This is a genomic window from Shinella sp. SUS2 (assembly GCF_001262505.1).
Lineage (GTDB): Bacteria > Pseudomonadota > Alphaproteobacteria > Rhizobiales > Rhizobiaceae > Shinella.
The window spans coordinates 55,963-79,824 of sequence record NZ_KQ410739.1 but is presented as its reverse complement, the minus strand read 5'-3'; the positions used below and the strand labels follow the sequence as shown (position 1 = coordinate 79,824).

The following is a 23,862-nucleotide window of genomic DNA, read 5'->3' as shown; positions in this document are numbered from 1 at the left end:
ATCATAGGGTTTGAGGAGGGATTGAAATGTGTGGAACTGGAGGATGCTGCGGCACGTCGCAGTCTAGCATCAGAAGACTGAATCCGGAATCGGTCGACATCATCCGTCAAAAGGCATTGGCCAACAGAGCGGACCTTCTGAACAACAGAAACCTGAAAGCTTCCATTCTCAGCGCGGAAAACGTTACTGCGATCGAATTCTTAAGTCACGACAAGTCGGACATGAGAAGCGTCATCATATGCCAAAAGATGGGCAGCTTCGGTGCGTTTGACATAAAAATACGCAAGCTCGAGATAAAATACCCGAAAGTTGAGATGGTCGCCGATATCAAATTTGATCCCTTCGACGGAGGGCTTTTCAAATTCGAGGCGACGCTCACCATAAAATGCAACGACATAACACAACCCATTGGTTGTGAAGTTCACCTGGACTACGGCAAGACGGATTCGCAAATCCAGCCGCTGATAAACTGGGACTGCATCAAGAGATGCGCCCCGCAATGCATCTATTGCGGCTCTGATTATCAGTGCTGGCTGGCCTGCGCCGGCATCTGCATCATTCAGTGCCTCTGATGCCCCTTCGGCGCATGCCGTGCCATCGCGCATGACGCCTCGACGCCCCCGCTCCACCCTCCGCCATCAGATCAACCGCTGAAAGGCGGGGTGGAGCGTTTGCGCATCTCGTGCCGGCACGGCCGAGATACTCAGCCGCGCACCGCCAGCCGCCGCCAGCTTTCGGCGCTCGGCGGCCCCGCGGCGACGGAGAGCGACACCGTTTTGCCGATCTCGTAAACGACTGCACCGACCGTCATCTGGCGCATGAGGCCGAGCTTGGTGTCGGTACGTGCCGGGCCTTTCGGCACGATGGAGACGGCGCCGCCCTTGCGCTGCGCCGAAAGGGCGCGTCTTGCGGTTTCGGCATTCACCGGCCCGCCGCGGGAAAAATCGGTATGGAGGCTGCGAAGGCGGGTGCGCGAGTCGCTGCCGCCCTCCAGCCTGGCATTCGGCGCGACGCGCGTATTGGCGAGCGGATGGTTCGTGTGAAGCGACAGGCCATCGGCAATGGCGATCTCGGCAACGCCACCCGCCGCGCATTCGAGCGTGCGGATGCCGTTCCGGTCGCCGACCTGGAAATTCTGACCCGAGGCATGCGGGACGCGGGAGAGAAAGTCCGCCGCCGCTGCCGCGTCTTTCCGCGCCAGCGCGCCGCGCATGGCGAAGGAGACGGGAAGCCCGTGCGGGCTGTAGGCAAGCTGGGCAAGCGTGTTGACGCAGATGCCGAGGCCGCGGCCGGAAACGCCCATCAGGCCGATCAGGCCGGCGGAGGTGTAGACCAGCGTTTCGCTGTCGCCGTCATCGAGCCGCAGCACGGCCTGTGCGCCATCGTGCCAGCGTGGCAGGTCCATGGTCTGGCCGACAATCGTCTCGCGCCCTTCTGCCGGTGCAACGGCAAGACTGCTGCAATGGCCCTCGCCGTCGAAACCGCCGAACCACCATTCCTCGTCCATCAGTTGGAGGGCATAGGCCGTCTCCTCGGATATGCCGGCACCTTCGGCAATGCCGCGCACCTCCTCGAGAAGATCGGGCGTATGGACGGCGATTGCCGTGCGGAAGTCCGTCACCGTCAGGAAGACGGGCAGGAAGGCCGCCGCCGGTCGGCCATAGGCCTTGCCGATCGCCGCCTGCCAGCGCTCCACCTTGTCGGCGATCGTGCCGCGCAGCGCCTCGCCATGCGCCCGCCCGCGGGCAAGCGGCGCCTTCGGGCAGTCGATGACGGGAAGATCTTCGGTACGCATGATTTTCTCCTGACGGGATGCGGTCGTCGGGGCGCGATGGGCGTCCCGACGACGAGATAAAGACAGGCGAGGACGGCCCGCAGCCTGTTGGCCATTGCTCCGGCTGCGGGAACCGCTCCTGGATTGCCGCCCTCGCCCGACGGATGGGATCAGTTCTTCTTCACGCCCCAGGCCCGCTCCTTGTCGGCCGCCCAGACGTCGAAGCCTTCGATCTTGGCCCCGACTGCCGCGACGACAGGTTCATAATAGAGGCCGAAGATCGGCAGGTCCTTGGCCATCAGCGCGTGGATTTCCTTGAAGACCGCCTTGCGCGCCTCGAAATCCGTCGTCTTGGTCGACTTCAGATAGAGCTGCCAGGCCTCGGGATTGTCCCACTGAGCCGTCGGCTCGACCTTCTTGTCGCCCATGATGACGCCGTAGAACTGCGAGGGATCGAGGCGTGCGGAATAGCCGAAGGACTGCAGCTGGAACTTGCCCGCGAGGTAGTTGTCGAGCTGTGCGGCCCAGTCCAGCACCTCCAGCTCGGCATTGATGCCTGCGCCTGCCAGCATGGCCTGCACCAGGATGCTGTTTTCATACATGCCCTGGTAGCGGGTGTTGGTCTGGATCTTGATCACCTCGCCCTTGTAACCGGCCTCTGCGAGCAGCGCCTTGGCGGCCTCCGGATCGTAGGCCGGCCATTTCAGGAAGTCCTCGTCGAAGAAGGCGCTCGCCTGCGGTACGCCGGAGGGATTGAAATCGGCAAGGTTCGCCGTGCGCGCGGCGGCGATCTGCTTGAAATCGATGGCATGGGCGATCGCCTGGCGCAGCTTGACGTTCGACATCAGCGGATCGGTGGTCTGGATCAGGAGTGGCGTCAGCGAGAGGCCTGAAGTCGTCATGACCTGCAGGCCGCGTGCCTTGGCATCCTCGATGCGCTGGGATTCGAAGTTCGGCAGCACGTCGATCTCGCCGGCGAAGAGTGCGGTCTCGGCGGCCGACGTGTCGGGGATGATCATGAACTTCGCTTCATCGACCAGTGCCGTGCGGTCGCCGGCATAGCCGCTCGCCTTTTCCTTCGGCGGCTTGTAACCGTCGTACTTCTCCAGGGTGATGTACTGGCTCTTCACCCATTCCTTCAGCTTGAAGGAACCGCTGCCGATCGCGCTGCCCTCGATCCACTTGCCATTCGGCCCTGCATTTTTCGGGCTGGCGACCCAGCCGTTGCACTGGATGTTGGCGAGCTGGGCGAGGAAGAGCGCATTCGGCTCGTTGATGCGGAAGACGACGGTGCGCGGGTCGGGCGTTTCCAGCGCCTCCACCTTCAGGCCCTGCGAACCGTCGTAGAAGGCGTTGCAGAACCATTCGGCGCCGGCCGCGACGCGGTGGTCCCAGTTCCACTTGACGTCGGCCGATGTAACGGGATCGCCGTTGTGGAAGGTCGCGCCCTCGCGGATCGTGAACGTATAGGTCTTGCCGTCCTGCGAAACGGCCCAGCTTTCGGCGAGCGCAGGGCCGATGCTGAGATCGGCGCGGAAGCCGACCAGCGTCTCGAAAACATGGTGCAGCACGGTGTCGGTGTTGGCATCACGGTCGATGCCTTCCGTGCTGCGGATATCGGCATTGATGCGGATGTTCAGCGTTGCCGCCTCGGCCGAGACGCCAAGCAGCAGGCCAGCCGCCAGCGCCGTCGAAATCAGAAATGTCCGTTTCATGATGATCTCCTGGTGTTCCCCGCTTTGTTATCGTCAGGAGCGCTCGCGGATTGCGCCCAGCGTTTCTGCAAAGAAATCCTTGACCTTGCCGATGAGCTGATGGTCGTCATGGGCAATGCCCGGCACGATGTCGTGCCGCACGCCGATGCCGTGCTGCTCGAAGCTCTTCTTCAGCGCGCGCATGCGGTCGTTGCGGTTGGCGCCGGCCAGATCGGCGCCCGGCATGTACCAGTCGTCGTCGGGCGAGATGGTGATTTCCCAGGTCTCCAGGTCGTCACCGCCGATCACCATCTGCACGGCGACCTTGCGGATCGCGTCGAGATCGATCGGCTTGCCGAAGACCGTCTCGAAATTGCGCACGCCGACCCAGAAATCATGGTCGAAATCGAGCAGCGTCACGACGCCGGGCGCGCCGATCGAGGCGGCGAGCAGACGCTCGGGATGAAGGTAGAGGAACCGGTGGGTGAAGTGGCCGCCACCAGAAAAGCCGTACATCATCACCCGGTCGCCCTCGATGCGGTACTTTTCCTGCATCTCGGCGATCATATCGAGCATGATGGCGTCATAGTGCAGGTCGCCGTCGCGCAGCATCTTGTAGGACGACAGATCGCCCGGGAAGCAGATGTTGGCGGGGAAGAGCGGGCACAGCACGATGACGCCGTTGGCTTCGGCAAAATCGGCGAAGGCATCGCGATAGGCCTGCATGCCGCGCTCCGTGCCATGCACGATGACGGCAAGCGGGTAGGTCTTCTCGCCATCCTCCTCGTAGTCGTCGGGTACATAGGCGCAATAGGGGAAACGCTGGTCGAGCCGCGAGGCATAGACGGTCGTATGGCCGAAATCGTAATAGGACAGCTTCTGGCCGTGACCGCTGACATTGCGCATGGATGGTCTCCTCTCCGTATCGAAAATCTAAAGGCCTGCCGCCCCTGACAGGAGGCGGTGGCTGCCTGCGCCATCCGTGCCTGCGAAGGTGCGGTCGAGCAGCATGGCGGCGTCGAGCAGGCGGCGGGTATAGGCGTGCTGCGGCCGGTCGAAGACGTCGTCGCGCGTGCCGATCTCGACGATGCGGCCGTTCTCCATCACGGCGACCCGGTCGGCCACCTGCTCCACCGCGCCGAGATCGTGCGAGACGAACAGGCAGGCAAAGCCGTAGCGCGCCTGAAGATCGCGGAAGAGTTTCAGGATCTGCTTCTGCACGGTCATGTCGAGCGCCGAAACCGGTTCGTCGGCCACGACGAAGGCGGGGCGGCTGACGATGGCGCGAGCAATCGCCACGCGCTGGCGCTGGCCGCCCGAGAGCTGGTGCGGAAAGCGGCCGGCGAGCTCCGGCGCAAGACCGACCTCGGCAAACACCTCCTCCACCCGCGCCTGCCGCTTTCCGCGATCCATCGCCGGGTCGAGCTTCAAGGGCTCGCCGACGATCTCCGCGATGCGCTGGCGCGGGTCGAGCGAGGAATAGGGGTCCTGGAAGACGATCTGGATCGATTGGCGCAGCGCACGGCCGCCGGCATCGTTCCGGTAGGCGAGCGGCGCACCGCGGAAGGCCATCGTGCCGCCGGAAGGCGTCACCAGTCCGACGATCGCCCGGCCGAGCGTCGTCTTGCCGGAGCCGGAAGCGCCGACCAGCGCCAGCGTCTCGCCGCGGTTGATGGCGAGATCGACGCCATGCACGGCGCGTTTTCCCGCCGCCCGGCCGAAGAGCTTTGCACGGCCGGGATAATCGATGACCACGTCCTTGAGCTCGATCAGCGCCTCGGCCGGCGCGCTTGCCGACCGGCTGCCGCCGGCGCTGCGGCGCGGCAGGGCGTCGACGAGGCGCCGCGTGTAGTCGTGTTTCGGGGCATGCAGCACATCCTTGCTGTCGCCCTGCTCCACCGCCCTGCCCTTGTGCATGACCACGACGTTGCGCACGTAGTGCGAAACCATGCCGAGATCGTGGCTGATGAGGAGGACCGCGGTGTTGTTTTCCTGTGTCAGCTCCACCATCAGGTCGAGCACGTCGCGCTGGATCAGCGTGTCGAGCGCCGTGGTCGGCTCGTCGGCGATGAGAAGCGCCGGCTTCAGCAGCATGACGGAGGCGAGCATGATACGCTGGCGCATGCCGCCGGAAAATTCATGCGGGAAGGCGGCAAGGCAGCGCGCCGGATCCTGGATGCGGATGCGCTCCAGCATGGCAAGGCTCCTGTCGCGGATCTCGGCCTTGCCGAGCTTCCTGTGCAGCGCCAGACCTTCGGCCATCTGCCGGCCGATCGTCATGGCGGGGTTGAGCGAGACCATCGGCTCCTGGAACACCATGCCGATGCCGGCGCCGCGGATTTCCCGCATCTTTGCCGGCAGCGCGCTGACGAGATCCGTGCCCTTGAAGCGGATGCGGCTTTCGGGCGTCGCCATGAAGGGCGGCGGCAGAAGACCCAGCACGGAGCGGGCGGCCATGGTCTTGCCGGAACCGGATTCGCCAACCAGCGCCAGCATCTCGCCGGCCGGCAGGGAAAAGGAGAGGCCATCGACCACGGTAAGGCCGGCCTGCCCCATGCGGACGGAGAGATTTTCGACGGAAAGCACGGTCTCGATACCAGCCATGGGGTCAATCCTGCATCTTGGGGTCGAGCCAGTCGCGCACCGCATCGCCGAGCAGATTCACGCCGAGCAGCGTGATGGAGATGCAGAGGCCGGGCAGGATGATGATATGCGGCGCCTGGTTGATGTAGGGGCGGCCTGTTGAGAGCATGTTGCCCCAGCTCGGCGCCGGTGGCGGCACACCGAGGCCGAGGAAGGAGAGTGCGCTTTCCGACAGGACCACCCAGCCGAACATCGTCGTCGCCAGCACCATGATCGGTGCCAGACAGTTGGGCAGCACATGGCGCAGCATGGTGACGATGCCGCTGTTGCCGATCACCTTCGAAGCCTCGACGAATTCCCGCTCGCGGATCGACAGCACCGTGCCGCGCACCACGCGCACGGCGACGGGCATGTAGGCCATGCCGAGGGCCACGATGATGCCGTTGCGGCTGGCGCCGAACACCGCCATGAAGCCGAGCGCGAGCAGAAGGCCGGGAAAGGCGAGCAGCGCATCGTTGACCATCATCAGGATGCGATCCGTCCAGCCACGCAGGAATCCGGCAAGCACACCGAGGATCGTGCCGAAGACGATGGCGAAGACGACGGTGGCGAAGGCGATCCAGGCGCTGGTGCGCGCGCCGTAGACCAGCCGGCTGAGGAGATCGCGGCCGAACTCGTCGGCACCGAGCAGGTGCGCCTCGGACGGGCCTTTGAGGCGCGCCATGAGGTCGAGCTTCAGGGGATCATAGGGCGCAAACAACGGGCCGAAGACCGCGACGAGGAGCAGGAGACCGACGACGAGAATGCCGATCAGGCCGTTGAAACGCAGTGCCGGAAGGCCGAATGCCCGTGCGATCATGCCGTCACCCTTGGATCGAGAAGCGGATAGAGGAGATCGACCAGGAGGTTGACCACCACGTAGAGGAAGGCGGTGAACAGCATGCAGCCCTGCACGACGGGATAGTCGCGGGCATAGATGCCATCCACCAGCAGACGCCCGAGGCCGGGAATGGTGAAGACGGTCTCGATGACGGCGATGTTGGCAAGCAGGCTGCCGAGCACGAGGCCGATCAGCGTCAGGGTGGGCGCGAAGGCGTTCTTAAAGGCGTGGCGCCACATGACGGTCGCCTCGGAAAGCCCCTTGGCCCGTGCGTGGGTGATGTATTCCAGTCGCGCCACCTCGATGGTGCTCGCCCGGGCCATGCGGGTGATCGAACCGGATTCCACCAGAACCAGCGTCACCACCGGCAGAATGATGTAGAGCAGCGCGCCGCCGAAATCGCGGCTGAAGGGCACGTAGCCGACAACAGGCAGCCAGCCGAGCTGCAGGCCGAAGATCAGGAGCAGCATCAGCCCCAGCCAGAAACTGGGAATGGAGAGCAGCAGCGTCGAGGTGGCGATGACGGCGATGTCTCCGGCCCGGTTCTGCCGCCAGGCCGCGAACATGCCCGCCGGCACCGCGATCAAGGTCGCGAAGAAGACGGCCACGAGGACGATGGTGGCCGAGACGGAGAAACGGTCCAGCATCAGCGGCAGCACGGGTTGGCGCGTCGAGATCGACTGGCCGAAATCGCCGGTCAGCACGTCGCCGAGCCAGTAGAGATATTGCACGGCGATGGGCCGATCGAGGCCCATTTCGGCGCGTAGCGCCTCTAGCTGGCCAGGCTGGGCGAGGTCGCCCAGCATCAGCGCCGCAGGGTCGCCGGGGATCGCCCGCATCAGCGCAAAGACGGTGATGGAGACGAGAAACAGCGTGGGGATTGCCGTGGCGATGCGGGTCAGGAGGAAGCGGACCATCGTTTCCCCCTGTCGAGTGTTTCATCCTTGGACCCGGCCGCGCGGGCGAAAGCATCGTCGTCCATTGCCAGCTCATAGCGCGTGAAGGTGCGGTTGATCGCCGGCAGTGGCGCGATCTCCATGACGCCCTTCGCCGGCTCGCAGAGGATCATCGCGACCGTCGCCGAGAGATTGCCGCCATCCTTGGCGAGCGGCGCGCGGCAGACGCAGAAGGGCGCGGCGAAATCGTCGAAGAAGGCGCGCTTCAGGTCGTCGACGCCGAGCTTGCCGCCGCCTTCCCGCAGGACCTTCAGGACGCGGTGATCGCGGTAGAGACTGTCCGGCACGTTGGGCAGACCGGTCTCCTTGAGCTTGGAGAGAGCGACAGCGCTCTGCCAGTGGTTGGCATGCACGATCACGCCGTCCTGCGGATAGATCGGAAACGCCTCGTCCGGTGCGCATTCGAGATCGACCGCATAACCTTCGGCCGTGCTCAGCATCATGTTGTTCGAACCGGATTTCGGCGTGATGGCGACGACGCGCAGCGCCATCGCGAAATGCCGCGCCTCCAGCGCCCGACGACGGATGAAGGGCAGCGGAATGCCCATCTCGCGGTAGTCACGGTCGCTTTCGAGATAGTTGGCGGTGATCGTGATGCCGGCGGAATTGAAGCCGCTGCGGGCGAGACCGCCCGCCTCGGTGAAGGTCAGGATATCAGGTCCGTCATCGCGCAGGATGCGCAGCACTACGGACGTGTCGGCGCATTCGGCGCGCCAGTCCCAGTTCTGGCCGTGGATGACCGTGCCGTCGCGCGTCACTTCCGGCAGCAGCACGGCACCGGTGCAACCGTCCGGCTCTTCGTCGGAAACGCCTGCCTCCAACCGTGCAAGCTGCAGCACCTCGGTGCGCGCATTGACCAGCACAACGGCAGACAGACTGACTCCCGCCCCCTCGGCAATGCCCTCCATCTCCGTCACCAGGTCCGGCGCCCAATCACGGATGCGCGGCAGGAAGAGAGTGACGAGACGTTCGATGTCGGCATCGTCGAAGCCGAGCTTGTGGAGCTGACCGGTGTAGAGGCCGGCCGAGAGATGAATACGATCCCGCGCCTTCTCGCCATACATGCGACCGCGCTCCCGCGGCGGACCGCTGATCTCGATGAGGGGGAAAGGGGTGATGTCTGCCATATGCCGCTGCCTCGTTTCCGTCTTTGATTGCAGCTTAATGCATTTTGTGAATATGAAAAGCAGTAAATTTGAAAAATTATCAATTCGCATTGCGTTGTGTTCGCGCTATAATGCAAATGATAGTGAGGGACCCATGGACGATACGGACCTTTCGGACGCCGAACACACGGACGGCCCCAGCATCTTGCAGCTCGATCTGGCCCGCCGGATCATCGACCGGATCCGCGATGCGGACCTGACGGTCGGCACCCGCATTTCCGCGCCGGAACTGGCGCGGCTCTTCGGCGTGTCGCGCTCGCCAATAGCGGGCGCGCTCGATCTGCTCGTGGAAAAGGGCGTGCTGCAGCCGATGGAAAAGCGGGGCCTGCGCGTGGCGCGCGACGTCTCGACGCTCGACCTTGCCGAAATCCTGCCGGTCTCGCCGATCGAGGACCTCTATCGGCGCATGCTGCGCGAGCGGGCGCAGGATACCCTGCCGCAGGACGTGTCGGAGGCCGAGCTCATGCCGCGTTACGGCGTGTCGCGCGGCACCGTGCGCAAGCTGCTGATGCGCTTCGCCGCCGAGGGGCTGGCGCAGCGCCTGCCCGGCCATGGCTGGCGCTTCGTCGATTCGCTGGTCGGTGACGACGCCTATCGGGAAAGCTACGAGTTTCGCGCCATCGTCGAATGCTCGGCACTGCGCACGCCGCATTTCAAGGTGGACAAGGAGATCGCCGCGCAGATCCGCCGCTCGCACGAGCGCATCATCGACGATCCCGCCAGCCGCTCGGGCAGCGACGAGTGGTTCCGCGTCAATGCCTTCTTCCATGAGAACCTTGCCGGCTTTTCCGGCAACCGGTTCCTTACCGATTCGATCCGCCACCAGAACAACCTGCGCCGCATGCAGGAATCGGCCGCTTTCTTCGAGCTGCCGGCCGAACGCATCGAGCAGTCCTGTCGCGAGCACCTTGCCATTCTCGATGCGGTGGAAAACGGCGACCTCGACTGGGCCGAGGCCCTGCTGCGCCAGCACCTGAAACAGGCGCTGGAATTCGGAACGAGCGAACGCGTCTGATCGTCTCCGAGGAAGCGGCCCCGCTCAGGGCTGCTTGCCCTCCATGACGGTGATCCACTCCTCGGTGAAGCGCTTGTGCTGGGCCTGGTCCTGCGCAGCAAGCAGCGCCGGGCCGATGCGGATCGGCCGGCCGATGCCGGTATCGATGAGCGAGGTCGGACCGTCCACTCCGTAGGGCAGCAGCCCGTTGGCGCTGAAATAGAACGAGGCCTGGCGCGCCTTCTTCTGTCCGCGCTCGGACAGGAGATAATCGAGGAAGGCGCCGGCAAGGCTCTTCTGCCGGGAGGTCGCCGGGATCAGAGCGCCGCGGGAGAGGATGAGCGTGTAGTCCCGCGGCAGGACGAGGCGCAGGTGCGGATCGCGCAGATGCGCGGCATAGGCATAGGAACCGAGCACGTTGTAGGCGATCGCGATGTTGCCGCGGCGCAACTCGTCCAGCACCTCGTTGTTGCAGCAGCGCGTGACCGTCTCCGCCCGGCCGAAGCTCTCCAGCAGGCGGCCATAGGTGGTGGGCGCGACGCGAGAGTCATTATAGGCGAGCAGGTAGCCGATGCCGGAGGCGCGCACATCGTAGGTGCCGACCCGGCCGCGATAGGTTTCGAACTTCTGCCGCAGCAGTTCGGCGAGCTCGTGGTGGCTGCGCGGCACGTCCTCCGGCGGCACCTGCCGCTCGTCGTAGACCATCACGGCCGGTTCGAAGCTGAAGCCGTAGACCTCCTCGCGCCAGTTGGCCCAGGACGGCACCGTTTCCCCGGTGCGATGCGCCACCGCGCAGCCGTCATTGGCAAGCCGCACGAGTTGATCCACCGAAGAGGACAGGAGAAGATCGGCGACATGCTCGCCGCTCGCGCAAGACGCCTTCGCCTCGCGGAAAAGCTCGTTGGTGAGATAGTCGACATATTCCAGCGTCACCTCCGGACGAAGCGCCCGGAAATCCTCGAGCAACGGCCGCATCGCCTCGATGTCCGTCGCGCCGTGGATGACGAGGCGCGCCCTTTCCGTTGCGGCGGGAAAGACCTGCCGGTCGCCCTCCACCGCGACGGCGGCCCGCGGCAGGAGGAACGGCAGCACCAGAAGCGTGCAGGCAAGCGCCTTGCGGATCATGTCCTGTCCTCCTGATGAAGCGGCAATTCGATGATGGTCGTGAAGCCGCGCCCATCGGCGGCGGCAAGGAAGCGCAGATGGCCGCCGAGCAGGTTCGCCACCTCCGCGGCGATGGCGAAGCCAAGGCCGGAAACATGGCGTTCCGAACGGGAAGAGGCAAAGCGCGTGATGACCTCCGGCCATCGTTCCGGCGGGATGCCGGGCCCGTCGTCTTCGACGGCGAAAAGCGCCGTCTCCCCCGTCACCGAGACGCGCACGTCGAGCTTGGCGACGGCGCCGTGGCGCAGCGCATTGTCGATGACGTTGACCATGGCCTCGCGCAGGCTGAGCGCATCGCCCAGCACGATGACCGGTGCGTCCGGCGCCTCGAAAGCGGCGACGATATCGGGATCGAGGCTGAGCGGCACGGCACGCTTGAAGGCACGACGCGCGACGTCCCTGATATCGATCGGCACGAGCTTTTCCGAATCGAAACGATGGATGACCATGGCGTGGCCGAGCAGCTGGTTTGTCAGGTGCGACAGCTCCTCCACCCGTGCCCGCACCCGCGCCAGATGGTGGCGCCCTTCGTTCGAAAGCCCCTTTTCATCGACGAGGCTGAGCTGGGCAAGCAGGGCCGTCAGCGGCGTGCGGATCTGGTGCGCGCTATCGCCGATGAAGCGATGGAGCAGGCGCATGCGCTCGTCCAGCCGCCGCATGAAATAGTTGATCGAGCCGACGAAGGGCGACAGTTCGCGCGGCACCTCGACAGCCAGCGGCGTCAGGTCCTGCGGCTCCCGGTCGTGCAGCACCCGGGACAGGTCGACGACCGGCCGGAGCGAGAGCCGAAGGGCCAGCGCCGTTGCGAAAAGCGTGGCGCAGGCCATGACCGCGACGAGGATGACCGCCCGCGCCGTCAGCTCCGAGGCGAGCGCCGTGCGCGCCTCGGTCGTCTGCGCGAGGATGATGTAGACCCAGCCGCTCAGCGCGGGGTCGGAGACGGCGCGGGCGCCGATCGTCATGCGCACGTCCGTATTGCCGTAGCGTGTCGAGACGAAGACAGGTGCCCGCCGGCTTTCAGAAAGATCTATCGGCGGTTGCAGATCCTCGTAACCGGTCAACGTCTTCCCATCCGTTCCGACGACGCGGTAGAAGATGCGGTCGCGGGTGGCGAGCCCCAGCAGCTCGAAGGCGGAAGACGGCATGTTGATCTCCAGCGCGCCGTCTTCCACCACCATGTTTTCGGCGATCTGGAAGGCGGCGCCCTGCAGCAGGCGGTCGAACGCCTCGTCCGCCGCCGCCGCCGCGTAGAACCAGGCCGCCGTGACGATGCCGGCAGCACCGAGGAAGAGCACCAGCGCCACGCGCAGCAGCAGGCGTGAGAAGAGCGAGGTTTCCGTCTTCATGGGCCGGCCACCAGCTTGTAACCGAGGCCCCGGACGGTGACGATGACGCTCTCCGCCCCTTCCAGTTTCTTGCGCAGCCTTGCAACGTAGAGTTCTATCGCGTTCTGGTCCGGTGCCTCGTCGAAACCGAACAGGTGGTCGAGCAGTTCCTGCTTGCTGAAGATGCGGCCCGGGCGTGAGGCGAGGATCTCCAGAAGGCTCATCTCGCGGCGCTTCAGCTGGATCTCGCGGTTGCCGATGCGCACGTTGCGGTTCGTCCGGTCGAGCGCCACGTCGCCGCAGGTGATGATGTTGGTCGGCTCGCCGCCGGAGCGCCGACGCATCAGCACGCGGGCCCGCGCCTCCAGTTCGCGGAAATCGAAGGGTTTCACGAGATAGTCGTCCGCGCCGAGATCGAGCGCGCTCACCCGGTCGTCGATTTCCGAACGGGCGGTGAGCACGAGCACCGGCACCGGATTTTTCTGCAGGCGCAGGCGGCGCAGAATCTCGAACCCGTCGAGGCCCGGCAGCATCACGTCCAGGATCACCAGATCGTAGGGCGTGAAATCGAGAATCTCCGAGGCTGCCAGCCCGTCGACCTGCCAGTCGACGCTGTGCCCGATCTGTTCGAAGCGACGGCTGATCGCTTCGCCGACATCGTCGGTGTCTTCCACCAGGAGGATACGCATACGCGTGAGCGTGGCACGCTGAAGGGGGCGCAATCAAGCCGGGCGAGGCATGACAGCGTTGTGACAGGAAAGCGGCGTAGGAAGGATCGCCAGCCGACGGGAGAGACTGTGTCGGCTGCCCGGAGGAGAGTTCCCGTATCGACCGACGCCGCGCCGCGACCACCGCGAGCGCGCACCCGTTCGTGCGCCCATCGCCTCCCCGGAAACCACAACGGGAGAAGCAGACCATGATCCGATCCATCTCGAAACTCCTCGCCGGGGCTGCGCTTGCAAGCCTTGCCGCCATGGCGCCGGCCTTCGCCGAGCCCGCCAAGCCGGAATGCCTTGCCGGCGCCAAGCCGGGCGGCGGTTTCGACCTCACCTGCCGGCTGGCCGCCAATGCCCTGCTAGAATCCAAGCGGATCTCGACCCCGATGACGGTGACCTACATGGAGGGCGGCGTCGGTGCCGTCGCCTACAACCACGTCGTCGGCAAGCGCGGCAATGACGGCAACCTCATCTCGGCCGCCTCTTCCGGTTCGGCGCTCCTGATCGCCCAGGGCAAATTCGGCCAGCCGGATGAAACCGCGGTGCGCTGGCTCGGTGCGCTCGGTGCGGACTACGGCGTGATCGTCGTTGCCGCCGATTCGCCGCACAAGACGCTGAAGGAACTCGTCGCCGCCTACAAGGCGGACCCGGCCGGCTTTGCCGTGGCCGGCGGCGGCGCCGTCGGTTCGCAGGACTGGATGAAGGGTTCGCTCATCGCCAAGGCGGCCGAGCAGGATCCGAAGACCATGCGCTACGTGGCGCTGGAAGGCGGCGGCGCCGTGCTGACGGCGCTGGAAGGCGGCCATGTCAAGGTCGGCTCGGGCGATGCGGCCGAGATGGTCAAGCACCATGTCGCCGGCAAGGTGCGCATCCTCGCCGTCATGGCGCCGGAACGCCTGCCGGGCGAACTTGCCGGCGTGCCGACCGCCCGCGAACAGGGCTTCGAGATCGATTGGCCGGTCTGGCGCGGCTACTATGTCGGCAAGGATGTTTCCGATGCCGACTACGACTGGTGGGTAAAATCCTTCGAGGCGATGGCCAAGACGCCGGAATTCGCCAAGGAGCGCGATGCCCGCGGCCTCTTCGAGTTCACCCTGATCGGCAGCGCCTTCGATGCCCGCGTCAAGCAGGATGTGGAGCGCTTCAAGGTGCTCGCCAAGGAAGCCGGCATGTAAGGCGGCGCGGCCGTCCCCGTCCGCATCCTCGCGGCGGGGGCGGCCTGCCCCGGACCCGGGCACCCCTTCAGAAAACACGGGAGACCACCATGTCCAACACGGTCGAAAACCGGCGCGTGAGCCGCATCGCGGCGCTCATCCTTCTCGGCATCGCCATCGCCTATGGCGTCGGAGGCGCAACCATCGAATACGCCTTCTCGTCGGACCCGCTGGGGCCGCGTGCGGTTCCGGTCATGCTGGCGGCGCTGCTGGCGGGGCTGAGCCTTCTCTATCTCGTCTGGCCGGGCACCGTGGAGGCGATTCCGGCGGGGCCGGCGCTGCTGCGCGTGCTTGCCATCCCGGCCATCCTAGCGCTCTCGGTCGCGCTGTTCGAACCGCTCGGCTTTGCCGGCTCGACCTTCGTCCTGACCTTCGGCGCGGCGCTCGTCTTCGGCGCACCGCTCAAGCACGCCCTCATCGGCAGTGTCCTCCAGACGCTGCTGTGGTGGACGGTCTTCGCCTATGTGCTCCAGGTCTATCTGCCGACCGGCTCCCTCTTCGGCTGATCGACCGGCCGCGAACTGAAAGGTCATTTTCATGAACCTCGACTATCTCTGGCAGGGTTTCGGCGTCGCCTTGACGTACCAGAACCTCTTGATCGGCTTCATCGGCTGCTTCATCGGCACGCTGGTCGGTGCACTTCCCGCCATCGGCCCGATCAACGGCATCGCCCTTCTCATGCCCATCGCCTACACGATGGGGCTGCCCGCCGAGAGCACGATGATCCTGCTCGCCGCCGTCTATTGCGGGGCGGAATATGGCGGGCGCATCTCCTCGATCCTGCTCAACGTGCCGGGCGATGCCGGCGCCGTCATGACCGCGATGGACGGCTATCCGATGGCCAAGCAGGGCCGCGCCGGCGAGGCGCTTGCCCTTTCCGGCATCGCCTCCTTCGTCGGCGGCATCCTCGGTGTCATCGGCCTTGCCTTCTTCGCGCCGCTGCTGTCCGGCCTTGCCATCGGCTTCGGCCCGGCGGAGTACTTCGTGCTGATGATCTTCGCCTTCGCCACCCTCGGCTCCATGGTCGGCAGCCAACCCGTGAAGACGCTGATCGGCTGCACGCTGGGCCTGATGCTGGCGACCGTCGGCCTCGACGCCACCTCGGGCGCCTACCGCTTCACCTTCAACGAGCCGGAACTCGGTGACGGCATCGAGTTCGTCGTGCTCGTCATCGGCCTGTTCTCCGTGTCCGAGGCGATGCTGATCCTCGAGCATCAGGGCCGTGGCGTCACGGTGGTGCGCGAACTCGGCCGCATGACGGCCCGCATGAGCGACGTGGTGAAGAGCATGGGCGCGACCCTGCGCGGCTCGCTTATCGGCTTCATCGTCGGCGTGCTCCCGGGCACCGGGGCCTCGGTCTCCAGCGCCGTCTCCTATACGACGGAAAAGCGCATCTCCGACCGCGAGGGTACTTTCGGCAAGGGCGACGTGCGGGGCCTCGCCTCGCCGGAGGCCGCCAACAACGCGACCGCGGCGGGCGCCTTCGTGCCCATGCTGACGCTCGGCGTGCCGGGCTCGGGAACGACCGCCGTCATGCTCGGCGCACTGATGCTCTACAACATCCAGCCGGGCCCGATGCTACTCGTCGAGCGGCCGGAAGTGGTCGGTGGCCTCATCGCCTCGCTCTTCGTCGGCAACTTCATCCTGCTCGCGCTCAACCTGCCGCTGGTCAACATCTTCGCCCGCGTGCTGACCGTGCCGAACTGGCTGCTGGTGCCCGGCATCCTCGTGCTGTCCGTCATCGGCGTCTATTCCACCCATGCCTCGGTCTTCTCGATCTTCCTGATGCTGGGCATCGGTTTTGCCGGCTGGATGCTGCGCAAGGCAGGCTTCGACATGGCGCCGATCATCCTCGGCTTCGTGCTCGGCAATGTGATGGAGGTGAACCTGCGCAATGCGCTGGCGATCAGCGGCGGTGATCCTTCGATCCTGTTCCAGAGCACGATCTCGATCACGCTCTGGATCATGGCCGCCGCCGTCGCGCTCCTTCCGCTCCTCCTCTCGCGCCGCCAGAAGGCCCTGCTCTTCAAGCAGGCCGAAGGCGAAGGCTGACGCATGCCCGGACCGGGGCGCGGGACCACTCGCGCCCCGGCAACGCCTACCGGCCGCGGCGCCCGCCCTCGGCAGGTAGCGGCAGGCCACTGAACGGCTTGATTTCCTTGAGGACGAACGTGGTCTGCATTTCCTTGATACCCGGCAGCCGCCGAACGACACTCATGGCGAAGTCCGAATAGGTGTCGAGATCCTGCGAGACGACCTGCAGCAGGAAATCCGCATCACCCGCAATGCTGTAGCAGGCGACGACGCAATCGAGCTTCATCACCTCGCTGGCGAAGGCCTCCGCCTCCGCCTCGGTATGGCTGTCGATCTTGACGCGGATGAAGGCGAGGACCCCGAGGCCGATCTCCCGCCGCCCCAGCACCGCCATATAGCGCTGGATCACCCCTTCGTCCTCCAGTTGCCGGACACGTCGCCAGCACGGCGAAGCGGACATGCCCACCGCACCCGAAAGCGCCTGGTTGCTCAAGCGCCCGTCCTCCTGAAGCGCTTTGAGGATCTTCACATCCGATGCGGCGAGCGTTTCCGGCATATCCTGCCTCCTTGTTTGCTTTATAAGGCAGATCCTACCGCAATTTCGATTTCCTCAGCAATATCAGAAAGAACCTGCCCGCCCGCCCCCTGTAGTCTCGCCGGCACTGCAACAGAGGAGAAAAGCCGCCATGCTCGAAGACGTCCGTCTCGCCATCATCGTCAATCCCGACCTGCCGCCGGGCCATCTCGCCAACACGATCGCGGCCGTCTCGATCGGCATGGGGGCGGCGATGCCGGCGCTCGGGGGCCGCCGGCTCACGGACCGGCAAGAGGCGACGATCGACATCAGCTCCAACATGCCCGTACCGGTGCTTCAGGCGGACAGCCGGACGATCGGCGCGCTTTTGGCCAAGACACTGCCACGGCAGGCAGGCCGCGTCATCGTCGCCTTCCCGTCCTTTGCGCGCGCGCTGCACAGCTATGCCGACTACGAGGCGACCTTCCCCGAGCGCGACCTTGGTGAGGAGACCATCGACGGGCTGGGGCTCGTCGGCGAAAGCCGGTGGGTCAAGTCCCTGACAGGTTCCCTGAAGCTGCTTCGCTGACGGCTGTGCCACCGGCGGAAACGAGATTCTCCCAGCCCGCCATGGCGCAGTCGGCAATGGCCAGCAGCGTCTCGCGGGATATGCCATCCCGCGCCTGGATGGAGAGGCCGTGCTGCACGGTGACCATGTAGGCCGTGATGGCCTCGACATCGGCGGTTGCGGGAAGATCGCCCTCTGCGACCGCCCGTCTCAAGCGCTCCCGCAGCACGGCCGTGGTTGCTGCACGGCGGTGTTTCAGCGTGTCGCATATGGAGGGGCTGGCCCCGTCCATCTGCGGCGCGGACAATACGACCATGCAGCCGCGGCGCTTGTCATCGCTCGCGAAGGCCTCCGCCGTGGCGCGCAGCAGATGCGCACAGGCCGCACGCGCGGTCGGCGCGGCGGGCACGCCTTCCCAGATCTCGCTGCCCTCCGTTGTGGAGTAGAGCGCCAGCGCCTCCTGGAACAGTGCTTCCTTGCTGGTGAACGCCGCATAGAGGCTGGGCGAATTGATGCCCATCGCCTCGGTCAGGTCGGCCAGCGAGGTGCGCTCGTAGCCCTTCGCCCAGAACACCTCCATGGCCCTGCGCAGGGCCGCATCCCTGTCGAAGGCCCGGGGTCGGCCGCGCAACGCCATTCTCATCTCCTTTTTTGTGTCGATCGATAAATAAATCACTTGACGGGCTTCGGCAAGATGATCCAGTAATTATGTATCGATCAACACAGAAAGATAGGACATGGCAAACCTCGACGGAAAAATCGCTCTCGTTACCGGCGGCAGCAGAGGAATGGGGGCATCGATCGCCCGGCAGCTGGCGCGGGAGGGCGCACGCGTCACCTTCACCTATGCCAGCGCGGAGGCCGCAGCCGCGGCCACCGTCGCGGCCATCGAGGCCGCGGGCGGCAAGGCCGTCGCCATCAGGGCGGACAACAGGGACGCTGCAGCCGTCGCGGCAGCCGTCGATGCAACGGCGAAGGCCGAGGGGCACATCGACATCCTCGTCAACAATGCCGGCATCTTCCAGGCCGCCTCCCTCTCCGATCTGACGCTGGAGGATTTCGACCGCACGATCGACATCAACGTGCGCGCCGTCTTTGTCGCCACCCGGCAGGCCATCGCCCACATGCCCGATGGCGGCCGGATCATCACCATCGGCAGCAACCTGGCACAGCGCGTGCCGTGGCCAGGCATCAGCCTCTATGCGCTGAGCAAAGCCGCGCTGTCGGGCTTCACCCGCGGCATCGCACGCGATCTCGGGCCGCGAGGGATCACCGCCAACATCGTTCATCCGGGCTCCACCGACACGGACATGAACCCCGCAACGGGCGAGACCGCGGATATCCAGCGCGCGGCGATGGCAATCCCGCGCTATGGCAGCCCGGACGACATTGCGGCATTCGTCGCCTGGCTGGCAGGTCCTCAGGCCCGTTCCGTGACCGGCGCCGAACACATCATCGACGGCGGCACCAACGCATAAGGGGGCCCGCCCCTCTCGCAAACGATCGGAACAGCGGAAGCGCCCTGCGCGCTTCCGCTGTTTCTGTTTGTCGGAGGCCGCCCCCCTGCCAAGCCTCACGCATCACGCTGGCAGCATCGCTCCAGCGCATTGACTTTTGTCAGCGACAATGAATAATGTCAAAAGCCCTTCGCGAGAGACCCGCAATGCCCATCCGCGCCAACGACCAGATCATCCACAAGGCCGCCTGGCTCTATTATACGCATGGGCTGCGGCAGGATGAAGTGGCACAGAAGCTGGAAATCTCCCGCGCCTCCATCGCCATGTATCTGCGCAAGGCGCGCGAGATGGGCATCGTCACCATCGCCACCTCGACGGAGCTGTTTTCCGACGATGTCCTCGCCCGCGAGCTGGAGGATGCGACGGGGCTGACGACGGCGTGGCTGGTGCCGGAAGACCGGCAGGCCATGGATCCGGCCGCCGAAATGCCCGTCGTCGCCGCCTCGGTCTTCCTCGAGCTCATCAACAAGGGCGACCGGATCGGCGTGGCCTGGGGCCGTACCGTCTATCACATCGCCGATGTCATGCCCTTCGCCGATCTCAGCGGCGTCACCGTGGTGCAGCTCTGCGGCAATCTCGGCGCGCCCTATTCCTATCGCCCGGACCAGTGCACCACGGAAATCGCCCGCCGCCTCAATGCGGAAGGCATCAATTTCTATGCGCCGCTCGTGCTGTCCTCCGAGCGGCTGGCCGAGGAGCTGCGCGGCGAACCCGTCATCCGGGAGCAGCTCGCGACGATTTCCGACTGCCAGCTCGCGCTCTACTCCGTCGGCGGCATCGAGGATGACAGCCATCTCGTCAAATGCGGCGCGCTCTCGGCCGCCGACATGCATGCGATGGGCGAGCGGGGTGCCGTCGGCGTCATCGCCGGACAACTCATCGACGGCGACGGCCAGTGGATGGACTGCGAACACAACCGGCGCTGCATCTCCGCCGACCTCGCTTCCATCCGCGCGATCCGCAAGCGCATGCTCGTCGTGCAGGAGGACAGCAAATTCGAACCGCTGATGGCGGCGCTGAAGGGCGGCTTCGCTTCGCATCTCATCGTCACCGCATCGATGGCGCGGCGGGTGCTGGATCGCTGGAACCGCGAAGGGCTCGGCAAGGCTTGAGCCAAAAGTTTTGGTCCGCCGATGCCGGCCGGGCCGGTTTATCGGGAGGCTGAACACGATGGAAAATCTCTGGCGCGACGACGAGGCGGAACGGGCCGTGGCCGGCTATGCAGCCAAAGGCATCAACCGGGACTTGGCACTGCGCACCTACACGACGCGGCTGCTCGGCAGCGAGCCGCGGCTCGTGCTGCATGGCGGCGGCAACACCTCCGTAAAGACGGAGATGACGGACCTCGTCGGCGACATCCATGCCGTGCTCTGCGTCAAGGGCAGCGGCTGGGACATGGGCACGATCGAGCCGCCGGGCCTGCCCGCCGTGAAGATCACTCCGCTCCTGAAAAGCCGCAAGCTCGCCAAACTCTCGGACGAGGACATGGTGACGCTGCTGCGTGCCAATCTCATCGATCCCGCCGCACCGAACCCCTCGGTGGAGGCGCTGCTGCATGCCTTCCTGCCGCACAAATTCGTCGACCACACCCATTCGACCGCCATTCTCGCCATCGCCGACCAGGCGGAAAGCGCGAAAATGTGCGCTGCGCTTTTCGGGAAGAAGATGGGCTTCGTGCCCTATATCATGCCCGGTTTCGCACTCGCCAAGGCGGCCGCCGACGTATTCGACCGCGACCCGACGGTCGAGGGCCTGATCCTCGACAAGCACGGCATTTTCACTTTCGGCGAGACGGCGAAGGAAGCCTATGACCGGATGATCCACTACGTCACGCTGGCGGAGGACCATGTGAAGCGGAACGGCCGCAACCCGTTCACACCAGCCGCCCTGCCCGCTACCCTCGCCGACCCCAATGACATCGCGCCGATGCTGCGTGGCGCCGTCGCCGTCGACAGGGGCGAAGGCCGCTACGACCGCATGGTCAGTGTCTTCCGCGCCTCCCCCGCCATCCTCGATTTCGTCAACGCGACGCAAGTTGCGGACATGGCCGCCCGCGGCGTGTCGACGCCCGACCTTTCGATCCGCATCAAGACGGGCCCGATGGTGCTGCCGGCCCCGGCGAAGGACGATCTTGCCGGCTATCGCGCCGTGATCGACGAACGGGTCGCCGCCTTTGCAGCCGACTATACCGAGTATTTTCGCAGCAACGACGCCCGCGACGACGTCAAGCGCATCATGCTCGATCCAATGCCGCGCCTGACGCTGGTGCCGGGCCTTGGCCTGTTCGGCCATGGCCGCACCTACAAGGATGCGACGATCGCCGTCGATGTCGGCGAGATGTGGATCGAGGCCGCGCGCGACGCGGAAGCCGTTGGCCGCTTCGAGCCGGTGAGCCGACCGGACCTCTTCGACCTCGAATACTGGTCGCTGGAACAGGCAAAACTTGCCGGCGCCAAACCAAAACCCTTCACCGGCCAGGTCGTGCTCGTTACCGGCGGTGCGGGCGCCATCGGTGCTGCGATCGTCAAGGCCTTCGTGGCGGAGGGCGCGCATGCCGTCGTGCTCGACCTCGACGGCGAGAAGGCCGCTGCAGTGGCGAAGGCCGCGGGCAACGGTTCGATCGGCGTTTCTGCCGACATCACCAACCCTACCTCCGTGCGCGCCGCCTTCGATCAGGCCATCGCCACCTTCGGCGGCGTCGACATCGTCGTCTCCAATGCCGGCGCCGCCTGGGAGAGCCCGATCGCCACGATGGACGACGCGCTTCTGCGCAAGAGCTTCGAACTCAACTTCTTCGCCCACCAGAGCGTGGCGCAGAACGCCGTGCGCATCATGAAGGCACAGAAGACCGGCGGCGTGCTGCTGTTCAACGCCTCCAAACAGGCGGTCAATCCGGGCGCGAAGTTCGGCGCCTACGGCCTGCCGAAGGCGGCAACGCTGTTCCTCTCGCGGCAATACGCATTGGAACATGGAGCCGACCACATCCGCGTCAACGCCGTCAACGCCGACCGCATCCGATCGGGCCTGCTCAACGACGAGATGATCGAGAACCGTGCCGCCGCCCGCGGCCTGTCCGTCAAGGAGTACATGGGCGGCAACCTGCTCGGCCTCGAGGTGACCGCGGACGACGTCGCCCGCGCCTTCGTGCACCACGCCCTCGCCGAGCGCACGACCGCCGACGTCACCACCGTCGACGGCGGCAATATCGCGGCGGCAATGCGCTGAGTTATCGAGGAGAGAAGACGAAGGGCAGCGGCTTGCCGGCCGCCCCGAAACCCTATCGAAAAAGCCGGCGCTCCAGAAACGGCTGCATGTCCGGGCGATCGTCGACGACACAATAGACGACGGCGTCCGATCCCATAATTCGGCAGATCATGCGCCAGGGTTTGTGATGGATCTCACGATACTCGCTGATCCCGATGGAAACCACTTCCTTCGGGATGTTCCCGCGCTCCGGGAGTTCTTCGAGGCTCATTACGGGCACCTCGAGCTCACCGAGGATGCGCCTGGCGGTCTCTGCCCGTCGCGATGGGCGATGAAGCGACAGAAGTCTTCGGTGTCCCGCTCGGCGTCTTCGGAAAGCTTCATCGCAGCGCCGCATTCGGACCAAGTATAGTCCTTTAAGGGGTCCGATATAGCACCGCACAAACGGAAAGGGCGGCCGTTACAGGCCGCCCTTCATCCATTCACATGCCAAAAATCAGGGCTTCGGCATCCAGGCCGGCATGGCCACATCCGCATGGGCGAACTGCGGCAGCTTCACGCCCAGCTCTTCCATGTTCTTGATGTCCTGGTCGTTGAGGTCCTTCTGGGTGATCAGCGTCGGCGGGACGATGACCTGCTTGCCCGGGTCTTCGCCGGCGAGCAGCATGGCCAGCGAGCGGACGGAGACCTGGCCGACCACCGCCGGGTTCGTCGCGGCCGTCGCGACCCAGGCAGAGCCGGATTCGCGCATGGCGGCGATGTCGGATGTCGAGATGTCGGCGGAGTAGATCTTCACGCTGGAGGAGAGGCCCGCCTCGTCGACGGCGATCTTCACGCCCTTGGCGAATTCGTCATAGGGGGCGAACATCACGGTTATGTCGGGGTTGGCGGAGATGACAGAACGGGCCTGGTTGGCGACGGAATTGGCGATCGGGTTGTCCATCGTGCCGAACTGGGCGGCCTCGTTGATACCCGAATACTTCGCCTTGAATTCCTTCCAGGTCTCGTCGCGACGGTCGAGCGGCGCGATGCCGGCAACATAGACATAGCCGGCCTTGAAGCTCTCGCCGTTGTCCTTGATCGCCTGCTCGAGGGCAAGGCGGGCGAGGTCGCGGTCGGACTGTTCGATCTGCGGGATCTTCTCGTTCTCGACGTTGACGTCGAAGGCGACGACCTTGATGCCGGCATCGACCGCGCGCTGGGCGGCTTCTTTCATGGATTCGGTCAGCCCGTGCTGGATGATGATGCCCTGCACGCCGAGCGCGATCGCCTGGTCGACCATGTCGGCCTGGAGGGCGGCGTCCTGGCGGCTGTCGAAGACCTGCAGGTTGACGCCCAGCGCCTTGGCCTGCGCCTCCACGCCGGCAAGATAGGACTGGAAGAAGTCGCCGGTCGAAAGATAGCGCACCAGCGCGATCTTCACGTCGCCGGGCTTGTCGAAGGGCGCCGGCATATCGGCGGCAAAGGACGGCACGGCGAAAGCCGCCGCGCCCATCAGCCCGAGCGTTATCTTGCCCAGGGTTCTGCGAGTAAGGTTCATGTCAGTCTCCTCCACTGGT

22 protein-coding genes and 1 pseudogene are annotated in these 23,862 nt (G+C 65.3%); 8 read left to right on the top strand and 15 right to left on the bottom strand.

All coding sequences use genetic code 11. From position 1 onward, the window contains the following. Positions 1–200: 200 nt before the first annotated feature. The 8 genes from AKG11_RS34675 to AKG11_RS24290 form a co-directional block, all read right to left on the bottom strand. Entirely contained in the window at positions 201–605 is a 405-nt protein-coding gene (locus tag AKG11_RS34675; protein WP_156334129.1) for a hypothetical protein, read from the bottom strand. A 98-nt stretch (positions 606–703) separates the two neighbouring features. Continuing rightward, the gene (locus tag AKG11_RS24320; protein WP_050745779.1) at positions 704–1,795 is read right to left on the bottom strand and encodes a C45 family autoproteolytic acyltransferase/hydolase; all 1,092 of its coding nucleotides are present in this window, start codon (positions 1,793–1,795) and stop codon (positions 704–706) included. Positions 1,796–1,944: 149 nt separating this feature from the next. Further along, positions 1,945–3,489 (bottom strand): ABC transporter substrate-binding protein, encoded by a 1,545-nt coding sequence (locus tag AKG11_RS24315; RefSeq protein WP_050745778.1) that lies wholly within the window; start codon positions 3,487–3,489, stop codon positions 1,945–1,947. 33 nt (positions 3,490–3,522) lie between these two features. Then, complete coding sequence (locus AKG11_RS24310; RefSeq protein WP_023511993.1) at positions 3,523–4,374, bottom strand: hypothetical protein; 852 nt, start codon at positions 4,372–4,374, stop codon at positions 3,523–3,525. Positions 4,375–4,401: 27 nt separating this feature from the next. Then, positions 4,402–6,072 (bottom strand): ABC transporter ATP-binding protein, encoded by a 1,671-nt coding sequence (locus AKG11_RS24305; protein ID WP_050745777.1) that lies wholly within the window; start codon positions 6,070–6,072, stop codon positions 4,402–4,404. A 4-nt stretch (positions 6,073–6,076) separates the two neighbouring features. After that, positions 6,077–6,910 (bottom strand): ABC transporter permease, encoded by an 834-nt coding sequence (locus tag AKG11_RS24300; RefSeq protein ID WP_023516680.1) that lies wholly within the window; start codon positions 6,908–6,910, stop codon positions 6,077–6,079. After that, the gene (locus tag AKG11_RS24295; RefSeq protein WP_023516681.1) at positions 6,907–7,848 is read right to left on the bottom strand and encodes an ABC transporter permease; all 942 of its coding nucleotides are present in this window, start codon (positions 7,846–7,848) and stop codon (positions 6,907–6,909) included. Before AKG11_RS24295 ends, AKG11_RS24300 begins: the two co-directional genes overlap by 4 nt. Continuing rightward, a complete protein-coding gene (locus AKG11_RS24290) occupies positions 7,830–9,014 on the bottom strand; it encodes a C45 family autoproteolytic acyltransferase/hydolase (protein ID WP_050745776.1) in 1,185 nt (394 codons plus the stop codon). Before AKG11_RS24290 ends, AKG11_RS24295 begins: the two co-directional genes overlap by 19 nt. Positions 9,015–9,147: 133 nt before the next feature. On the opposite strand from AKG11_RS24290, the gene AKG11_RS24285 reads away from it, so the two are divergent. Next, entirely contained in the window at positions 9,148–10,068 is a 921-nt protein-coding gene (locus AKG11_RS24285) for a GntR family transcriptional regulator (RefSeq protein WP_023513555.1), read from the top strand. 24 nt (positions 10,069–10,092) lie between these two features. On the opposite strand, the gene AKG11_RS24280 is transcribed toward AKG11_RS24285, so the two are convergent. The 3 genes from AKG11_RS24280 to AKG11_RS24270 are packed head-to-tail and all read right to left on the bottom strand — an operon-like array spanning position 10,093 to position 13,225. Next, a complete protein-coding gene (locus AKG11_RS24280; protein WP_050745775.1) occupies positions 10,093–11,172 on the bottom strand; it encodes an ABC transporter substrate-binding protein in 1,080 nt (359 codons plus the stop codon). After that, positions 11,169–12,557 (bottom strand): sensor histidine kinase, encoded by a 1,389-nt coding sequence (locus tag AKG11_RS24275; RefSeq protein ID WP_050745774.1) that lies wholly within the window; start codon positions 12,555–12,557, stop codon positions 11,169–11,171. Before AKG11_RS24275 ends, AKG11_RS24280 begins: the two co-directional genes overlap by 4 nt. Next, positions 12,554–13,225, bottom strand: coding sequence for a response regulator transcription factor (locus tag AKG11_RS24270; protein WP_023513558.1), 672 nt, complete (start codon positions 13,223–13,225; stop codon positions 12,554–12,556). The genes AKG11_RS24275 and AKG11_RS24270 overlap by 4 nt, the downstream gene beginning before the upstream one ends. A 227-nt stretch (positions 13,226–13,452) precedes the next feature. Here AKG11_RS24270 and AKG11_RS24265 point away from each other — a divergent pair, with 227 nt between their 5' ends. From AKG11_RS24265 to AKG11_RS24255, 3 genes are all read left to right on the top strand, one after another. Further along, positions 13,453–14,427, top strand: a complete 975-nt coding sequence (locus AKG11_RS24265; protein WP_050745773.1) for a Bug family tripartite tricarboxylate transporter substrate binding protein — start codon at positions 13,453–13,455, stop codon at positions 14,425–14,427. Positions 14,428–14,516: 89 nt separating this feature from the next. Then, on the top strand, positions 14,517–14,972 hold the full coding sequence (locus AKG11_RS24260; protein ID WP_050745772.1) for a tripartite tricarboxylate transporter TctB family protein: 456 nt from the start codon (positions 14,517–14,519) through the stop codon (positions 14,970–14,972). A 31-nt stretch (positions 14,973–15,003) separates the two neighbouring features. After that, entirely contained in the window at positions 15,004–16,518 is a 1,515-nt protein-coding gene (locus AKG11_RS24255) for a tripartite tricarboxylate transporter permease (protein ID WP_050745771.1), read from the top strand. A gap of 46 nt (positions 16,519–16,564) precedes the next feature. Here AKG11_RS24255 and AKG11_RS24250 read toward each other — a convergent pair whose 3' ends face one another. Next, positions 16,565–17,056 carry an Lrp/AsnC family transcriptional regulator gene (locus AKG11_RS24250; protein WP_050745770.1) on the bottom strand — a complete coding sequence of 164 codons (492 nt, stop codon included), beginning with the start codon at positions 17,054–17,056 and terminating at the stop codon, positions 16,565–16,567. A gap of 130 nt (positions 17,057–17,186) precedes the next feature. Here AKG11_RS24250 and AKG11_RS24245 point away from each other — a divergent pair, with 130 nt between their 5' ends. Then, complete coding sequence (locus tag AKG11_RS24245; RefSeq protein WP_050745769.1) at positions 17,187–17,603, top strand: DUF2000 domain-containing protein; 417 nt, start codon at positions 17,187–17,189, stop codon at positions 17,601–17,603. Here AKG11_RS24245 and AKG11_RS24240 read toward each other — a convergent pair. Next, entirely contained in the window at positions 17,566–18,219 is a 654-nt protein-coding gene (locus tag AKG11_RS24240) for a TetR/AcrR family transcriptional regulator (protein WP_050745768.1), read from the bottom strand. The two genes, AKG11_RS24245 and AKG11_RS24240, sit on opposite strands and share 38 nt — an antisense overlap. A gap of 100 nt (positions 18,220–18,319) precedes the next feature. Between AKG11_RS24240 and AKG11_RS24235 the strand changes: the two genes are divergently transcribed. The 3 genes from AKG11_RS24235 to AKG11_RS24225 all read left to right on the top strand — a co-directional run bounded on the left by AKG11_RS24235 (position 18,320) and on the right by AKG11_RS24225 (position 22,324). Continuing rightward, on the top strand, positions 18,320–19,060 hold the full coding sequence (locus AKG11_RS24235; RefSeq protein ID WP_050745767.1) for an SDR family NAD(P)-dependent oxidoreductase: 741 nt from the start codon (positions 18,320–18,322) through the stop codon (positions 19,058–19,060). 185 nt (positions 19,061–19,245) lie between these two features. Further along, positions 19,246–20,211: a sugar-binding transcriptional regulator gene (locus AKG11_RS24230; RefSeq protein WP_023513566.1), complete on the top strand. Its 966-nt coding sequence runs from the start codon at positions 19,246–19,248 to the stop codon at positions 20,209–20,211. Between the two features lie 58 nt (positions 20,212–20,269). Continuing rightward, positions 20,270–22,324 (top strand): bifunctional aldolase/short-chain dehydrogenase, encoded by a 2,055-nt coding sequence (locus tag AKG11_RS24225; protein WP_050745766.1) that lies wholly within the window; start codon positions 20,270–20,272, stop codon positions 22,322–22,324. A 52-nt stretch (positions 22,325–22,376) separates the two neighbouring features. Here the strand turns inward: AKG11_RS24225 and AKG11_RS24220 are convergent. Together AKG11_RS24220 and AKG11_RS24215 are read right to left on the bottom strand one after the other, a co-directional pair. Further along, positions 22,377–22,687: pseudogene (locus AKG11_RS24220) on the bottom strand (type II toxin-antitoxin system RelE/ParE family toxin). A 112-nt stretch (positions 22,688–22,799) separates the two neighbouring features. Beyond that, the gene (locus tag AKG11_RS24215; protein ID WP_023513568.1) at positions 22,800–23,843 is read right to left on the bottom strand and encodes a substrate-binding domain-containing protein; all 1,044 of its coding nucleotides are present in this window, start codon (positions 23,841–23,843) and stop codon (positions 22,800–22,802) included. Positions 23,844–23,862: the final 19 nt, after the last annotated feature.

Excerpts from the sequence above, each read along its gene's own strand:
- AKG11_RS34675 (WP_156334129.1), bottom strand. The coding sequence starts at position 605 with ATGCGCGATGGCACGGCATGCGCCGAAGGGGCATCAGAGGCACTGAAT.
- AKG11_RS24320 (WP_050745779.1), bottom strand. The coding sequence starts at position 1,795 with ATGCGTACCGAAGATCTTCCCGTCATCGACTGCCCGAAGGCGCCGCTT.
- AKG11_RS24315 (WP_050745778.1), bottom strand. The coding sequence starts at position 3,489 with ATGAAACGGACATTTCTGATTTCGACGGCGCTGGCGGCTGGCCTGCTG.
- AKG11_RS24310 (WP_023511993.1), bottom strand. The coding sequence starts at position 4,374 with ATGCGCAATGTCAGCGGTCACGGCCAGAAGCTGTCCTATTACGATTTC.
- AKG11_RS24305 (WP_050745777.1), bottom strand. The coding sequence starts at position 6,072 with ATGGCTGGTATCGAGACCGTGCTTTCCGTCGAAAATCTCTCCGTCCGC.
- AKG11_RS24300 (WP_023516680.1), bottom strand. The coding sequence starts at position 6,910 with ATGATCGCACGGGCATTCGGCCTTCCGGCACTGCGTTTCAACGGCCTG.
- AKG11_RS24295 (WP_023516681.1), bottom strand. The coding sequence starts at position 7,848 with ATGGTCCGCTTCCTCCTGACCCGCATCGCCACGGCAATCCCCACGCTG.
- AKG11_RS24290 (WP_050745776.1), bottom strand. The coding sequence starts at position 9,014 with ATGGCAGACATCACCCCTTTCCCCCTCATCGAGATCAGCGGTCCGCCG.
- AKG11_RS24285 (WP_023513555.1), top strand. The coding sequence starts at position 9,148 with ATGGACGATACGGACCTTTCGGACGCCGAACACACGGACGGCCCCAGC.
- AKG11_RS24280 (WP_050745775.1), bottom strand. The coding sequence starts at position 11,172 with ATGATCCGCAAGGCGCTTGCCTGCACGCTTCTGGTGCTGCCGTTCCTC.
- AKG11_RS24275 (WP_050745774.1), bottom strand. The coding sequence starts at position 12,557 with ATGAAGACGGAAACCTCGCTCTTCTCACGCCTGCTGCTGCGCGTGGCG.
- AKG11_RS24270 (WP_023513558.1), bottom strand. The coding sequence starts at position 13,225 with ATGCGTATCCTCCTGGTGGAAGACACCGACGATGTCGGCGAAGCGATC.
- AKG11_RS24265 (WP_050745773.1), top strand. The coding sequence starts at position 13,453 with ATGATCCGATCCATCTCGAAACTCCTCGCCGGGGCTGCGCTTGCAAGC.
- AKG11_RS24260 (WP_050745772.1), top strand. The coding sequence starts at position 14,517 with ATGTCCAACACGGTCGAAAACCGGCGCGTGAGCCGCATCGCGGCGCTC.
- AKG11_RS24255 (WP_050745771.1), top strand. The coding sequence starts at position 15,004 with ATGAACCTCGACTATCTCTGGCAGGGTTTCGGCGTCGCCTTGACGTAC.
- AKG11_RS24250 (WP_050745770.1), bottom strand. The coding sequence starts at position 17,056 with ATGCCGGAAACGCTCGCCGCATCGGATGTGAAGATCCTCAAAGCGCTT.
- AKG11_RS24245 (WP_050745769.1), top strand. The coding sequence starts at position 17,187 with ATGCTCGAAGACGTCCGTCTCGCCATCATCGTCAATCCCGACCTGCCG.
- AKG11_RS24240 (WP_050745768.1), bottom strand. The coding sequence starts at position 18,219 with ATGGCGTTGCGCGGCCGACCCCGGGCCTTCGACAGGGATGCGGCCCTG.
- AKG11_RS24235 (WP_050745767.1), top strand. The coding sequence starts at position 18,320 with ATGGCAAACCTCGACGGAAAAATCGCTCTCGTTACCGGCGGCAGCAGA.
- AKG11_RS24230 (WP_023513566.1), top strand. The coding sequence starts at position 19,246 with ATGCCCATCCGCGCCAACGACCAGATCATCCACAAGGCCGCCTGGCTC.
- AKG11_RS24225 (WP_050745766.1), top strand. The coding sequence starts at position 20,270 with ATGGAAAATCTCTGGCGCGACGACGAGGCGGAACGGGCCGTGGCCGGC.
- AKG11_RS24215 (WP_023513568.1), bottom strand. The coding sequence starts at position 23,843 with ATGAACCTTACTCGCAGAACCCTGGGCAAGATAACGCTCGGGCTGATG.